Origin of the sequence: Vibrio sp. Isolate30 (genome assembly GCF_022397975.1) — a bacterium.
Lineage (GTDB): Bacteria > Pseudomonadota > Gammaproteobacteria > Enterobacterales > Vibrionaceae > Vibrio > Vibrio fortis.
Genome location: NZ_JAKEUS010000001.1, coordinates 417,357 through 432,955, shown reverse-complemented (window position 1 = coordinate 432,955; position 15,599 = coordinate 417,357). Strand labels below are relative to the sequence as shown.

14 protein-coding genes are annotated in these 15,599 nt (G+C 42.3%); 7 read left to right on the top strand and 7 right to left on the bottom strand.

Annotated elements, in window-relative coordinates:
* Positions 1–86: 86 nt before the first annotated feature.
* The 4 genes from L1D60_RS01955 to L1D60_RS01940 all read right to left on the bottom strand — a co-directional run bounded on the left by L1D60_RS01955 (position 87) and on the right by L1D60_RS01940 (position 4,722).
* Complete coding sequence (locus tag L1D60_RS01955) at positions 87–2,672, bottom strand: hypothetical protein (RefSeq protein WP_239839493.1); 2,586 nt, start codon at positions 2,670–2,672, stop codon at positions 87–89.
* Positions 2,673–2,783: 111 nt separating this feature from the next.
* Positions 2,784–3,596 carry a hypothetical protein gene (locus L1D60_RS01950; protein ID WP_239839492.1) on the bottom strand — a complete coding sequence of 271 codons (813 nt, stop codon included), beginning with the start codon at positions 3,594–3,596 and terminating at the stop codon, positions 2,784–2,786.
* A gap of 79 nt (positions 3,597–3,675) precedes the next feature.
* Positions 3,676–4,191: a hypothetical protein gene (locus L1D60_RS01945; protein ID WP_239839491.1), complete on the bottom strand. Its 516-nt coding sequence runs from the start codon at positions 4,189–4,191 to the stop codon at positions 3,676–3,678.
* 81 nt (positions 4,192–4,272) lie between these two features.
* Positions 4,273–4,722 carry a hypothetical protein gene (locus L1D60_RS01940; protein WP_239839490.1) on the bottom strand — a complete coding sequence of 150 codons (450 nt, stop codon included), beginning with the start codon at positions 4,720–4,722 and terminating at the stop codon, positions 4,273–4,275.
* 164 nt (positions 4,723–4,886) lie between these two features.
* Between L1D60_RS01940 and L1D60_RS01935 the strand changes: the two genes are divergently transcribed.
* The 5 genes from L1D60_RS01935 to L1D60_RS01915 all read left to right on the top strand — a co-directional run bounded on the left by L1D60_RS01935 (position 4,887) and on the right by L1D60_RS01915 (position 10,274).
* On the top strand, positions 4,887–6,413 hold the full coding sequence (locus L1D60_RS01935) for a cytochrome c peroxidase (protein ID WP_239839489.1): 1,527 nt from the start codon (positions 4,887–4,889) through the stop codon (positions 6,411–6,413).
* Positions 6,410–6,904 (top strand): DUF4402 domain-containing protein, encoded by a 495-nt coding sequence (locus L1D60_RS01930; RefSeq protein ID WP_239839488.1) that lies wholly within the window; start codon positions 6,410–6,412, stop codon positions 6,902–6,904. The genes L1D60_RS01935 and L1D60_RS01930 overlap by 4 nt, the downstream gene beginning before the upstream one ends.
* A gap of 294 nt (positions 6,905–7,198) precedes the next feature.
* A complete protein-coding gene (locus L1D60_RS01925) occupies positions 7,199–7,957 on the top strand; it encodes a helix-turn-helix transcriptional regulator (RefSeq protein ID WP_239839487.1) in 759 nt (252 codons plus the stop codon).
* A gap of 65 nt (positions 7,958–8,022) precedes the next feature.
* The gene (locus L1D60_RS01920) at positions 8,023–9,210 is read left to right on the top strand and encodes a GGDEF domain-containing protein (protein ID WP_239839486.1); all 1,188 of its coding nucleotides are present in this window, start codon (positions 8,023–8,025) and stop codon (positions 9,208–9,210) included.
* 152 nt (positions 9,211–9,362) lie between these two features.
* Positions 9,363–10,274, top strand: a complete 912-nt coding sequence (locus L1D60_RS01915; RefSeq protein ID WP_239839485.1) for a LysR substrate-binding domain-containing protein — start codon at positions 9,363–9,365, stop codon at positions 10,272–10,274.
* 58 nt (positions 10,275–10,332) lie between these two features.
* Here L1D60_RS01915 and L1D60_RS01910 read toward each other — a convergent pair whose 3' ends face one another.
* Entirely contained in the window at positions 10,333–11,214 is an 882-nt protein-coding gene (locus tag L1D60_RS01910) for a LysR family transcriptional regulator (protein WP_239839484.1), read from the bottom strand.
* 164 nt (positions 11,215–11,378) lie between these two features.
* Here L1D60_RS01910 and L1D60_RS01905 point away from each other — a divergent pair, with 164 nt between their 5' ends.
* Positions 11,379–12,566: an MFS transporter gene (locus tag L1D60_RS01905; RefSeq protein WP_239839483.1), complete on the top strand. Its 1,188-nt coding sequence runs from the start codon at positions 11,379–11,381 to the stop codon at positions 12,564–12,566.
* A 59-nt stretch (positions 12,567–12,625) separates the two neighbouring features.
* Here the strand turns inward: L1D60_RS01905 and L1D60_RS01900 are convergent, their stop codons facing one another.
* Entirely contained in the window at positions 12,626–13,186 is a 561-nt protein-coding gene (locus tag L1D60_RS01900; RefSeq protein WP_239839482.1) for a sugar O-acetyltransferase, read from the bottom strand.
* Between the two features lie 248 nt (positions 13,187–13,434).
* On the opposite strand from L1D60_RS01900, the gene L1D60_RS01895 reads away from it, so the two are divergent.
* Positions 13,435–14,424, top strand: coding sequence for a zinc-binding dehydrogenase (locus tag L1D60_RS01895; protein ID WP_239839481.1), 990 nt, complete (start codon positions 13,435–13,437; stop codon positions 14,422–14,424).
* Positions 14,425–14,526: 102 nt separating this feature from the next.
* Here the strand turns inward: L1D60_RS01895 and L1D60_RS01890 are convergent, their stop codons facing one another.
* Entirely contained in the window at positions 14,527–15,522 is a 996-nt protein-coding gene (locus L1D60_RS01890; protein ID WP_239839480.1) for a LacI family DNA-binding transcriptional regulator, read from the bottom strand.
* Positions 15,523–15,599: the final 77 nt, after the last annotated feature.

The window sequence follows — 15,599 nt, the reverse complement described above, 5'->3', positions numbered from 1 at the left end:
GCGGGGTATCAAAATTTCATCACGGACTGCCTTTGTCCTCTGCTCCATTGAACTAGGCAGAAGCGCTTAATAAAAAATCTCGACGATCAGTTGTTAACAATAAGCTCTATTCGAATTGGCCCTACAAAATCACCAGAGTTCTTTAGAGATATTTGATGTTCGGGGATTGGCTTTAGATTGAGGCGTTGAACCTGCTCTGGGTCAACCCTTAATCGATAGTCACCTAAAGGGACTTTATCCATAAAGAAAAAGCCATCATATTCAGAGGTTCGCTCACTGACGACTCGTCCTTTCTGATCAACCAGTTGAAGTTTTGCTCCAGCGATCGGCTGAAACTCCCCATTCTTGAACAAATAGGCATCACCATCCACTTCTCCAGTGGCAATAAAAGGATAGTCAAAAGTTTGGATAATACCGGGACGTCCTAAGGCACTCAGTCCCTCAATCATTGGGTATAGATAAGGATCTTGCATTTTTTGATCATCAATAAAGATGTTTTTGCTTTCGGTGGTGCTCAGATCCGTCATCAACAGCACCCCACGTTCGGTGACGTCGCCATTGTTGAACGCAATATCCGAAATCAGTTGCTCGCCAGAATCAAATACTCCATTGCCATTTGAATCGTTAAAAGCTCGTACCTCTACTCCTCCTGTTGTCGCTAACGTGTCCGAGCGGACATATAGATGATCGGTTTTATCGACATAACCCAGACTAAACGCCATTGAAAGATGTACATCGTAGTCGCCTTCGTCATCACCATTAGCTTCAATACCAAAGTCAATATTCTGATATCGTTTACTAACACGGAAGCCGTAGTCTGTAGTTTCACTCTCCGTATCATAGTTAGTATCGATACCAACACTGTATCCATTGGGTGAACGCCAACTTGCATCAAGGCTGTAGCTAGTGATGTTGCTTTCGGGCTCTATGTCATAGTCAACCGATGTTCTGAAGGTCCAGTCAAACAAACGCTTAGTCAACGCAATATCCCCACTAAATTGACTCTCACGCGAATAATACAACTCATAATTAAGAGTGTTAGAGGTTTGAAAATAGCTTGTCGAAAGTGAGGTCCGTTGCTCTACGCGATATTGGTCTTTTGCATAGTCCGGATCTGTTCTCTGTTTTAACTCTTCACGATCAACGGTCAAACTGAGCCCTAGAGGACCGAAGCTATCGTCTAGTCGAATTTCCGATTGGCGCGCATACTCATAAACATCGCGGGGCAAATCTTGTGTATCTAATCCCCACAACTCTAAGTGTTTAAGGTTAATGTTGGTCGAGAACAAGCGAGTTTGGAGTTGCCAGTCCAAGCCGTTGTTTCGGTCGTTGTCTATCAACCAATTAACTTGATTGTATAGCCCCCAGAACCCTCCCGTTGCGCCAATACTGAACATATTCAGCCGCAAGCTGTCATCTTGATCATAGAGCGAGACATAGCCAAGATTCATAGTCAGATTCTGGCTAACGCCATATTCAAACCGTGTACTGAAATGCAACTGACCATTTGGATCGGAATATTGATCAACGCTGGTTAAATCAATAACAGGTACATCGGCTTGATTCGCACCGACTTGATAAGACCATTTTCCTGGACTCAGCTGCTCTGAACCAATATAGATAGCATCAACCTGTTCCTGTTGCTGCCCTTCTGGACCATAGAAAATAAGTTTTATCTCATTCCGACCAAATAATAAATTAACGTCGGAAAACTCATACAAGCCATCACTTCGATCGTTCGCTGTCTGCATGCTTATCAACTGATTATTTACATACAGCTCAACTTCCCAGCCTGTCGTTAATGGGCCACGTAAAGTCGTTCTATCGAACTCTGTCGCGCTAGACAAATCGGTGTTCGCTAAATACACCCCTCTTCCTTCAGAACTACTACTCAGATGCTCTATACTGGGTGTAAAGACATCACCAATCTGAAACTCAGTCGTCCCTAGAATCCCGGTATCTTCTGGATGGCGTCGGCCTAAAGACCAGCGACTACTTGTTACACTTCCTTCTGAGATCGAACCTGCGAGATAAAACTCACTCGTTAATTTTGCTAAATCACCGCTAGCAAACACACTGTAATCTGTATCCCAACGATTGTCTGAGTCAAGGTAGGTATCGAGCGTGATATCCATTAACGGGAAAGACAACCACTGATACTCTCCTTCAACAAGAGGATATGTCGCCTGATTGGTGCTGTTGTTACTCAGATTTCTAGCTCTTTTTTCACGCTCTATTTGTTGCTCTAAGGGAAGTGGAGTTCTTGAATTTACATAGAGAGTCAAATCAGACAGTTTTAAATCCAAATCGATTGGAAACCACTTTTCAATCAGAGTCTTGTTTATGTAAATATCATCAAACTCTTGCAAGTAATCCGATTCTAATAGAGTAGACGTATCACCATTAACTATCACTTCATTGCGTGTAAGGTTTAGCGCAAAGGTTTGGTCTTCTCGAACAAACCAACCTTCTGCAACACCTGCCCCAGGATCAACGTCAATAGCTAACTTCAGAGAGCGAGATAGTTCACCCAATGGGACTAGCAATGTTCCCTCTCTTGGATAAACCAGAACAGCTTCGTTTAACACTCTTCTTGCAAGGTGTAGCTCCAAAATAATAGGTTCATCATCTATCAACTCGTTTGTGATCGCTTGAGCTGATGTGATGTACATGAGCCACAACGTAATGAGAGCTAACAACCTTGAAAAAAGAGCGAAAAGTGATCTCTGCTTATAATTAATCACTTCCGCCCAAAAACATCTCATGGCTACCCACCCCGCTGATCAATGTATAGCAGCGAGAGCGGACACTAAACTCAGATCCTCACTAACAAAGACCTGCTCAGTGCCATGTCTTTTAACAACCAATTTCAAAGGGCTATGACCATCCCAGTTATCCAAATTTAAGTTAACCATGCGTTGAGGTAGTGGATAGTAAAAGCCCATACTTCTAAGCATCGCAATAGGCTCGCTATTATTACCAGCATAAACATCGATGTCAGAATACACGCTCGTATTACCGTATCGATTGAATTGCATGTTTAATGACAACTGATTGTCTTGTTTAACAAAAGAATACGAATCTAAAGCTACTCGGGTATTGGTTGATGGGACTTTTCGAACGAAGACAGGAATAGATAAAGACGTTGTCATCTGCAGCCCAACACTTACTTCATCATCACCCAAACTGTTTTTTAAGGCTTGATTTATATCGTTAGAGGTCTCTTTTGGAACCTCAGTTAACAATAGGTGACTTCTTAGCTCTCCTACGTCTAATCTGTGGCTATTTCTAGCGAGCAGTTTAATGGTTTGATTTCCATTCGGTGCAATTTTTATCTGCCTTGGCGATATCCTTACATATTTTTGGGCTGAATTTATAACACCCTCGGATTCTTCTAATCTGCCATCTGGCTTCATCTCCATGTCTACAAAACTAATACGATAAGTCTGGGCTTCCTCACTTGGGTTAAATAAATATAAATGTTGTAATCTCTGATTGGGCTCAAATTCTATTCGGTAGTGACTTAAGCTGACACCAGCATGACTAAAGTTTGTAAAGCAGAATAGAAACAAAATAACTACGTAATTATTAAACATAATACTTCCTTAATATGCGTAATATAGAGTTATAAATAATAAAATTGGAGCTTCAGTAGTTTGAAGCTCCTTTTATAGATTAAATATATTTTGCCGTTAGCGTGTAGCTGCAGCTAATATGACCTGTTTTGCCACCTTCGATACGCATGGTGACACCAACCGGGAATGAGAACTCTTCTTTCTCACCGTTATATTCCCAAGGCCATTTCCACCACTCTTCACCTTCAACAGGGGCACGATATATTGCTGCCACCTCAGATGTAGCAATACCACCAGTACAACTCGCGAATGCACCCATATCAATTTGAGAACGCTGTCCTTTCGTTCCTTTGTACTTAAATTGACCCGGTACAGAGCCAATTGCAGGCACAGATTTCAAGAACCAAAGACCCTCATATACTTTCCCGTCAGTACTTAAAGTGATATGACGATCTTTACTTGAAACTGGAAACTTACCAAACGAAGCTGCTTGGCTTTCAGTTAACGAAATAGGGTTTAAAACATCGCCACCTACTTCACAGTCAGCATTATCTTCAGCAATTGCAAGCATAGGAATTGATGATGCAACGGCTATAGCAATTAATAATTTTTTCATAACACTATCCTTAATGTTATCTGCGCTTATTCACGTACAATGTCACGTAATCTCGCGCTATTAATGTCAATAACTTTGTCATCACATATATGTTGCAGCCAAATTAACCATACATTCTGCACCAATTTTAGCTACTTTAGGCGAATGGTATGTATAGTGAACGGGTTCAATGAAGTCATCTTGCGTAGGAGTCATGTTATAGGCATTTGGATTATCAAGCACAACGGCACCATCTTCTCCCATAGCATCGCCAGTACCCTTACAACCATCTAGAACAATGGCTTGGAACTGAAGCTCATAACCTTTCGTCGCTTCAACGTTGAAGTCTAACTGCGCTTTAGTTTGTGTATCGATCAGCACTTTACCCAGTACACCATTATTACCATTTGTTGGTGCTGTCACTGTAAGTTGGTTTAACACATCTGCAGTCACTGTTGCATCTGCGCTTGATGAATCCCAATCAGCGTTAGCGACAAAAGAAGAAGAAGCTAAAGCCAAACCCATACTGACAACGATATATTTAGTTTTCATAATAAATTTCCTTATTTCCGACTTATTGTTATGTCAATCAAACTGTTGACATTAGGAATTATGAAATCATCCACTAAATTTTCATCACCCTTTTCGGGTGATTTAAAATAGCTAGAATTAATTAGAGTTAAAGCGTGGCAACTATCTTACGTTAAGGTCCCGCTATGGTTAGTTCAATCGCAGTGTTAGAAATGAATTCAAAGAAATACTTTTGTTATTTCATCGTCTTTTATTCTATATTGTTTTTTATATCTGGATGCTCAGATAGAGAACCGGAAAATAATGAAGACATACAGTTAAGAACACTCATAGAAAAAAATGAGCTTTCTCTTACCTCTTTAAGTAATTTATCCGTTCCCAACATAGATTCTCCATTAGCACAGTTGGGGAAAACACTGTTTTATAGCAAGTCCCTGGGTGGAGAAGAAGATAGCGCTTGTGTAACCTGCCACCATCCGTTACTTGGAGGTGGGGATAATTTAAACCTGTCTGTAGGTGTCGGAGCAGAACTACCCAATCTGTTAGGCTTAGGAAGAACAACGACTGATCATTCGGCACCAACAGTCCCTAGAAATGCACTGACCGTTTTCAATATCGCGCTTTGGGAAAAAACTCTGTTCTGGGACGGACGGGTTGAAGTTGTCCACAACTCTGGGCTAAAACAAATTAATACACCCGATGGTCAACCTGATCTCAGCGCCGGTGACGAGCTGCTATTCGCCCAAGCCGCGTTCCCTGTGACATCTGCAGAGGAGATGCGCGGATATTTTAAACAAACGGCATCGAATGATGAACTACGAAAACACCTTGCCAAGCGGTTAGCTGACGCCCCAGATGATGGTGACCCTCAGCTTGCATTCAGCCATTGGCCCGATATGTTTCGTACGGTCTTCAACCAACCATCAGCAAGCGCCAGTGAAATTATCACCCCTGAAAATATCCAATTAGCCCTCAGTGCATTCCAACGAACAATGCTGTTTGTTGATAACCCATGGTTTGCCTACTTAAAAGGGGACATATCTGCACTCACAACACAGCAAAAGCGCGGGGCAATTCTCTTCTATGCAGAAAAACAAAATGGAGGTGCACACTGCGTGAGTTGTCATAGTGGCCTTTTATTTTCCGATGAAAAGCTCCACCCGCTAGGCTTCCCACAAATTGGTCATGGAAAGGGGGATGGCGTTGCAGACAGTAATGGAAATACCGATGACTTTGGAAGATACCGAGTAACAAATGATATTGAAGACATCTACAAGTTCCGTACCCCAACCCTGCTTAACGTTGCCCAAACAGCACCTTATGGTCACGCTGGAAGTTTCAACACGCTAAAAGAAGTTATTCAGTATTCTGCGGATCCGTTGCCATCATTCTTTACTTACTTTCAAGAATATAAATGGTGTCAAAGCGACCAACTATCTCGCTTAGCGAGCTGTATGGACCTCTACCCCCTAGCTAAAGAACACACCCAAAAGTCACTCTCTGCACGTCAAACATTTGAACTGCAGCACCCTATTTCGATCACTCTTACTAACGACGAAATTGAAGACATAGAAGCGTTCCTGCATACACTGACCGATCCATGTATCTTAAATAAAGAGTGTATGACCCCTTGGCTTTACGACTCCTCAGTCATCAATGATCCTGATGAAAACATGCTTAGAGCCGTCAACGAGTCAGGAGAGTTATTATGAAAACCATGAATACATTGCTCGCGTGTTTCTCTTTTTTCGGACTGATATCTGATTCATGTGCGTCTATTAATACGGAAGGCCGTCAGTTAAAGAGACTTCAATTAAAACAAGTTGAAAGCTTCGATTTTGGCAAGCTAATTAGAGGTGGAAATCAAAAAGGTACGATTACCATCTCCCCATCAGGGCAAGTCACCGAAAGAAACATAAGAGCATTGGAGCGCATTAAGCCAGCCATGTTCTATTTATGTGGCGAACCTAACCAAGGCTTCCTACTTGAACTGCCAACTTACGTTAGTTTGAAGTCATCCAAAGCAAGCTCGCTCTCCATAGGAGACTTCACTAGCAATTTAGACAACTGGAAGGGGCAACTACCTGTATCTGGTTGCAAAGACATAAAAATAGGAGCGACCATTGAGTGGTACTCACTCAAAAATATAGGAGGTATCGAAAGTCACTTCTCAATTTCAGTCCGTTATACTGATCGTCGATAGTTTAAGCTTTCATTTAAAACAAAGCCTAAAATAATGTGTTGCCTTATCATGGCAAAATCAAACTGATCGTCCAACTTATATCTGATATTAGGGATATAGCATTGCTTAAAAATTATTTATAGTTAATCATAAAAAGTAAGAAATCGAATGTAATTTGATCTCAATCATTTAATTCATCACTTTGTTAAATTTTATTTAAATTTCACCCAATAGGGTGATGATAGTAATCTAACAAAATGAATTAATATAAAGACGTATGATATCAATATAATTAAAACAAGTGTTGGCTACTGTATGGCTAAGAAAAATAATAATGAATTTACAAATCCAAACATCTCCTATCTTCCGAACGAACTGGAAAGTGAAGTTCGTGAAGGGTTAGAAAAAGTTGGCGTTGAACATGTGAGCCTAATCATTTTGTCCGAAGGGAAGGACATCGTTTTTGAAAGTTTGGAGAGTATTTCAAAGAGAATATCCATTAGCAAAAGAATATCGGAGAGCATTGAAAGCTATCTTGACGCCGCCATGTGCCATGAGAAAAACATTTTGCACTTTACCTATGACAATGTTTTGGAGAATCGAATATTTGACCACGAAAAGCTGTCAATAATCACTAATAAACTGAGTAAATATTCTATATTTTCTCCCCTAAACTACGAACATAGAATGGTAGCTATCTTTCACAGCGTTGAATCATTATCTGAACATCAGACTAAGCACCTACAACTGGTAGCTAATATTATGACAGCCTGGTCCAACTCATGGGTTGCCCACAACACTATGTTGCATTACTGGAAAAAGTACTCCGAGCCTAAGAATGTAGATATTACTTCAACGTTAACCAAATCAGAATTCAACGTTTTAGAGTTATTGATAAAAGGATTCACTGGGCCAGAGATATCCAGCATTAGAAACGTATCAAAGGAAACCGTACGAACTCAAATCAAGAGTATTCTTCATAAGACTCACTGCCATAGTCAAAACCAACTGATATCGAGATTCTCTCAAGCTCAATGGACAATAAATTGTCATAGCCGAGGAGTTTATTCTTAAAGTCAGCAAAAAAGTTTAATCGAATTTAAGTTGTCAGTTAATTAATGGTTAAAGGATAAACCATCATGAATATTCTTAACTTTCTGATTATAAAAAGGAACATACTGATATCTTCACTAAGCTTACTAATACTGTTATTCCACTACAATAGTATTCATAGTTTAGTAAGAACAATCGAAATTGAAAAAGAGAAAAGAGAGGATTTAATCTCAAACCTCATTATAAACAATATCGATTACAACCTCTCTTTTTTTAAGAATCTTCTTGCTGACCTTGAGAAATTCACGTTTTTAGAAAGTAAAGAACCTAACGCAGGGAAGGTAAGTAAAGACTTTCTACAAGATCTAGAAAGTCGCTTCAAATTAAATTATTATTTTGAAAAAATTCCCCCTTCAAATGCACAAAGCATCATACTTCAAGACCAAAAAAATCAATATTACTTACTTTCTGGAAAACCCATTCACGTTGTCTTTTCTTCTTCATTCTCGCCTCAATCAGAAAAAACAATACAACTCAAAGTAACTCCTGTATCCCTGCTTTCACTCGATTTATACAAATTAGACTCGCAGAAAGATCGGTACTTTCATTTGATTAAAGTACCGTTACCAGCTTTCAATGGAAATGTTCTCATCTTCGATGACATGACCAGTTCGGCTATCGAGCTAAAAAATGAGCTGCAAAGCTTGGTAGAGATCCTATTACTTCTTCTTGCTAGCTATATTCTCTTAGCGACGTTTGCACAATATCAACACAATACCAACATAGAGCTGGCTTCAGACTCCTTGACTGGGCTTAAGAATCGAGCTTACTTACAATCGGCGAACGTAAGATTAAAACACGACCACCTTAAACATGCGTGTATCTGCGTGATTGTTATCGACCTCGATCATTTTAAAGATATCAATGATCAATATGGCCACCCAACCGGAGACGATATCCTAATCAGAGTCGCAAGCATTTTGGCTGATAATGTGCGAAGCAATGACGAATGCTACCGCATTGGCGGCGATGAGTTCATTGTCATCGTTAAATCTCAAACACTGTCTGATACTAAGAAATTAGCCGAGAGGCTGAGAGAAAAAATTGCCGAAGATGAACGGCTTCATATCATGTCTAAGGGAGGGATATCCGCATCATTAGGACTCGCAGTAATGTTACCTAATCAACCTATTGAAGAAGTCGTATCAATTGCAGATGAGATGCTTTACCAAGCCAAGAGACAAGGGCGAAACTTAGTACAGAGTTACATTTAGGCTTAGCCACATAGACTTTGTATAAATGACTGCAAAGTCTACAAAACAGAGTCAAAATTGTAATACTCTCGACTAAATGGTACTCCCACTAGCCACTGACTGGTGTACAAAGTCCAAGATATTTGTTCATAGCCTCAAATCTAAATCGACTTATGAAGCACTCAGATTTCAATCTAATACCCATCTTCGTTGCTGTTATGGAAGAGCAAAGCCTTAGTAAAGCCGCTCATCGTTTAAACATGAGCCAGCCCGCTGTTAGTCAGAGCCTCCACAAGCTTAAAGTTCTATTTGATGACCCTCTTTTCTTTCGTGAAAGTCATGGTGTTTCACCTAGCAAGCTAGCAAATAGTATTTATCCCCAACTGTCCGCCGCCGTTCATCAAATCAAACTCACAGCTCCACCTCTTTCAAACTTCAATGCAGAAACTAGCTCTCGGAAGTTCATGATTTCAACGGTATCTGTCTTGGGGCTCAGTATATTACCGGCCGTTTCAAACCGTATATTCGCTCACGCTCCCAATATTAAAGTTAAAGCAGACTCAAACCTGCCTAACAACGACATGAGTTCATTGCTGAGAAATCACTATGATTTATCGATAGATATTGAGCATGGGCAATACCCAGAGCTCAAGTCGCAAGAGATCTTAAGAGAAGAGATATGTGTGCTATGCCACGTAAATCACCCTCGCCTAACGAACCCAACTGTATCGCTTGAGCAATTTTTGTCAGAAAAACATGTCGTGCATACAACGTCCAATCAAAATCAAGCCTACTTGCATGGCAAAGGGTTGGACTATGAGAGTATCCTGAAACAACGAGATGTGGCTTGGAGCGCGAACAGCATCGTTGAAATGATGAGTATTATTGAAAATAGCCACCATGTTGGTTTGTTCCCGAAGCGGTTACTTAATAAATACCTTCAATGTTCAGATTTAAAACTCCTACCCTGTGAGTTCATTTCAGAAAGTATAAAAGTCGCGATGTTTTGGCATCCAGCTCAACACGATGACATAGGGCATCGCTGGCTAAGAGATCTGATTTCTGAAGCAAGCTATTGTAGCTAAATGAGCTAACACTCCTTGCTCCAGATTTCGGGCGGCTAATGACTCTTCTAGTTTATTATTAGAGGCTTAGTCTTGGTTGAATAAAATCAATAAACGCTGAGATACGTTTGGAGACTGATGAAGATTTGTAGAAGACTGCGTTCACTCTCTCTCGCTCTGTGTCTCTTAGCTTTACACCCTCTAATACAGGGATTAAGCGCCCTTCTGAAATATCTCTCTGTATCATGAACCCAGACAAACAAGCGATACCATTTCCTGCCAATACCAATTGACGCACTGTTTCTCCATTGCTAGCCGTGATGGTTGGTTCAACATAGCCTTGATTAGGAAGTGGCCAATGGTTAAGCACCTTAGCGCCCGTGAAACCCACGGTTTGATGGCTGGACAACTCTTCTGCACTTTGTGGAATACCACGCTTACTTAAGTAGCTAGGAGAGGCGACCATATATAGGGCGCTTTTTCCCAATGGACGAGCATGCAGTGTGGAATCTGTTAACCGACCAATGCGTATTGCTACATCGGTTCGCTTCTCAATTAAGTCAACAAACCCTTCGTTGGAAGTCAGTTCTAGCTCAATATCTGGATACGCTTCATTGAAGTCACTCACTAACGGCACTAATTGATGGAACACGAACGGGCTGGCTGCATCGACCCTAAGCCGACCTTTAGGCAACTCCCCACGTGAAACGATCTCCTCTTCTGCCTCCTGAATGATTCTTAAACCCGCTCGAATAGAATCAACAAACTGTCGCCCCTCTTCGGTTAACTCTACGCGTCGCGTAGTGCGGTTGAACAGGGAAACACCTAGCTGACTCTCTATCTTGCTAATACTTCGAGAGACTCTCGCGACTTGAATATCGAGCGTCTGCGCCGCAGCAGAAAAACCGCCGCTATCGACGACAGTAAGCATAATTTCTAAATCATCCGATCGCGTTAACACGGGAATCTCCTAAGCCATCAACAGAACAACTATTGCATTTATAACAAAAGTAATTTGTCAATCACACTGTTTTTGGCAAAGGATATTTCTCTCATAATCCTCGCCAACAAAACGAGCCATCAAATGAGCTCCATTTTAAACCATCATTTTTGAGAGAAATAACTATGCCTTTAGCCTTACTCGCATTGACGCTCAGCGCCTTTGCCATAGGAACCACAGAGTTTGTTATCGTTGGTTTAATACCAACCATGGCGACTGATCTAAACGTATCCCTGCCCTCTGCAGGTCTACTTGTTAGCCTTTATGCATTGGGTGTCGCTGTCGGTGCGCCAGTGCTGACTGCACTTACCGGTAAATGGAATCGAAAACTGGTGCTTATCACCATCATGTCTCTGTTTGTGATAGGTAACTTGCTCGCTTGGCAAGCACCTGGCTATAACACCTTAATCGCTGCACGCATATTAACGGGTCTAGCTCACGGCGTGTTCTTCTCTATTGGTTCAACCATCGCAACGGGGTTGGTCGCAAAAGAGAAAGCCGCAAGTGCAATCGCAATTATGTTCACGGGCCTAACAGTAGCGCTGGTTACTGGGGTTCCACTGGGTACATATATTGGCCAAACGTTCGGCTGGCAAGCAACCTTCTTGATCGTGGCATTGCTTGGATTGATTGCTTTGGTCGGTAGTGCGCTACTCGTACCAAACAACCTAAAACAGCCACCAGCGACTAAACTGTCAGCTCAACTAAAAGTTCTAACTCAGCCAAGATTATTACTGGTTTATGCAATCACAGCATTGGGATACGGTGGCACATTTACCGCGTTTACGTTCCTTGCTCCGATCCTAGAGAACGTATCTGGTTTTGACTCAAGTGCGATTAGCCTAATCATGTTGGTCTATGGTGTTTCAGTGGCTGTCGGTAACATCTGGGGTGGCAAAATGGCCGATAAAATGGGGCCAATCAAAGCGCTAACGGTTATTTTTTCTGGCCTTGCGGCGGTACTGGTTGTGTTTAACTTCACTGCAGTTAACCCATACGCATCAGTGGCAACGATTTTAGTTTGGGGTGCGTTCGCGTTTGGCAATGTTCCAGGGCTGCAAGTCTACGTTGTTAAGCTGGCAGAGAAATACACGCCAGATGCCGTCGACGTAGCATCAGGCTTGAACATCGCAGCGTTTAACGTTGGCATCGCGCTTGGCTCTTGGGGCGGCGGTATCATTGTCGCAGAGTCAGGCTTGATGAACACACCTTGGATTGGTGCAGTGATTGTATTGATTGCACTGGCACTAACGAGATTCAGTGGCTTATTAGACAAGAAGCAAACTGAGCAAGCCGTCCCATCTAGCATCTAAAAGAGTAAATAAAATAAAGCCCGAATCTCAGTTCGGGCTTTATCTATCCAACGGTTCGACTATTCGTTATCAATAGGCTTTAACACTCGGCATGGGTTACCGACCGCAACCACATTGTCTGGAATGTCTTTAGTCACCACACTACCTGCGCCAATCACACTGTTCTTTCCAATGTTTACGCCAGGGCAAATGATCACGCCTGCACCAATCCAAGCATTATCACCAATGGTAATTGGCGTACCGAACTCAACGCCTTCATCAACACGACTCTTCACATCGAGTGGATGACCCGCTGTTAGCACTTGTACGTTAGGAGCGAAAAGGACATTGTCACCAATCGTTACTTCTGCAACATCCAACACTACGCAGTTAAAGTTGGCGTAAAAGTTCTTACCCAGCTTAATGTTTGAACCATAGTCGCAGCGAAATGGGGGTTCTAAATAAGCACCTTCAGAGTCAGGGATAAGAGTATCAATTGCAGAACGCCACTCTTCACTATCCGGAATACTGTTGTTGAGCTTTTGGAGAACCTTACGACACTCGATACGTTCCGCGTAAAGCTCTTCATCCCAAGCGAGATAAGGCTCTCCAGCCAACATCTTCTGTTTTTCTGTTTTCATTTTCTTTATCTACTTACCAAAAACTTTTCGCCGATTATAGAGGCTTGTACTGACACAATAATCAACGCTGCGCACAGTTTTGCGATTCAATTTGACCGTTAAAAATAGATATCGGGCAACCAATAAATCGGCTGAATTGACCACATCAGTAGATAACAAAACGTAATGATAAGCCAAACAATCAATAATTATGATTTTATTAAATGCGAGCTATTCTAATGATAATACCAGATGGAATAGAGGCGATAATGAAGGCAATCACCTACCAAAAATTAAGCGACACATTCTCTGTATCCGAACTCCCAACACCCAATTTAGAAAGTGAATTTGATGTACTGATTAGGGTCGTATCTGTCGCACTCAATCCTGTAGATGCAAAAATCAACCTTTGGCATGGCATGGTCGCAGATATGAATGATCAGTTTGTCGGTGGATTAGATGTATCTGGAGAAATCGTCTCGGTTGGTAACCGTGTGGAAAATTGGCAAGTTGGCGATCGAGTCCTCTATCACGGAAATATGCGTCGCGCCCATGGAGGTTTTGCCGAGTTCGCTGTTCAAGATTCCCGCACGCTTGTAAAACACCCTGCTATCTCACCAGAATCTGCTGCAGCCATTCCTTGTGCCGCTTGGACGGCTTATCGCGCTTTGGTGGATAAACTTCATGCCAGCAACAAAGAGAGTTTACTCATCACTGGTGGTTCAGGTGGTGTAGGCAGCTTTGCGATTCAAATTGCCAAAGCACTTGGTGTAAAAACCATTATTACAACCTGCTCCCAAGCAAACCATGAGGTTGTGCGCCAACTCGGTGCGACTCATGTGATTGATTACCGCAATGCCGACGTAGTGGCCGAAATAATGGCTCTCACACAAGGGCAAGGGGTCGATATTGCCTTGGATTGTGTCGGAGGTGATAACGATAAGCTCGCTGCCGATGTGTTGGCATTTGAAGGTGAAATGGTTGAGTTGGTTCAAATCGCTACACCAGAGCGCTATGACAATGCTTTCCTTAAAGGTCTCAGCTTCCACCAGCTTAGCCTAGGCTCCGGCCATGTAAATGGTACTAAAGGCATGAAAACCTTAGTCGATGCAGGCAACGCCGTTAATGCTTTAGTTGAATCAGGTAACATTGTCGTTCCCAACCTCAAAGTGATCACACTCGATGAAATTGGTAACGCTCTACTGGATATACGAAACCAACGCACCGTAGGGAAAGTTATTGCAAAGATCAGTGATTAGCTTAAGAACTTTTGCCCACTTTTCTACACATAATCGAACATCCCCAGCCTAGAAGCGTTTCGTATTGCGAACCTTCTAGGCACTCCTTTAAGCTCGAGAAGCTTACCGACTGAACACCGAGTCTCGAATCACAAGGCTGCCTGTGGTGTTGATAGCATCGGCTTGTTCTGACTCTCCCACGATCTTGAGGATGGCTTTTTGAGTCATCTGTTCTAGTGGAACACTGACGGACGTTAAGCTTGGCGTGAGGAACTCACCCACTTTGCTGTTATCAAAGCCGACAATAGAGATATCTTGAGGTAATGAATATCCCAGCTCCGTTAGCGCTTTCATCGCACCAATCGCCATATCGTCGTTTTCAGACAAGATAGCCGTGAAGTTTACTTTGCTTTCCACTAAAGCCTGCGCGGCACGGTAACCACTCTCCATCGTCCAATCACCTTGAACAACTTTCGAGTCATCCAACGCAATACCATGCTTAGTGAGTACATCTGAGTAAGCTTGATAACGCTGCTCATCGGTCGATGAACCCGCCTTACCTCGGATCACAGCGATTTGCTGATGACCTTGTTCAATAACATGCTCCATCATCACACAAGCACTGTGGTAGTGATCGGTGGTAATCGCGTGCTCAGGCTTCGAAGGCATTTCTCGGTTAAGCACCAAAATCGGTATATCCGTGCTTTCGATGATCTGAGCGATCTCGCTTTCCGTTAAGCATTGAGGATAGATGATGATGCCCGCGCATTTCATATCGAGAAGAAAATTGATCGCTTTACGCTCATCTTCTGCGCTGTGTTTACCATCGGTGATCACCAACTGATGATTCGATTTTTCGCTGTAAGAAGCGGCGTGATACATCAAAGAAGAAAAGTAAGGGCCGTTGAACAACTCATTGGTGATGACAAAGCCGATGAAGTTGGTCTTCTTGGTCGCCAATTGCTGAGCTAATAAGTTTGGTCGGTAACCCGTCTCCTGTATCGCATCAAAGACCTTTTTAACAACGTCGGGTCTTACGATATTTTTGCCGTTCAACACACGCGACACCGTCGACTTTGAAACACCGGCGCGGTTTGCAACGTCAAGCATGGTTACCATCAACTTACCCTTCTATTGAAAATGAGCCGACCTAAGCCGACTCATTGTATTGCTTAGTGAAACGACAGATCCCTACC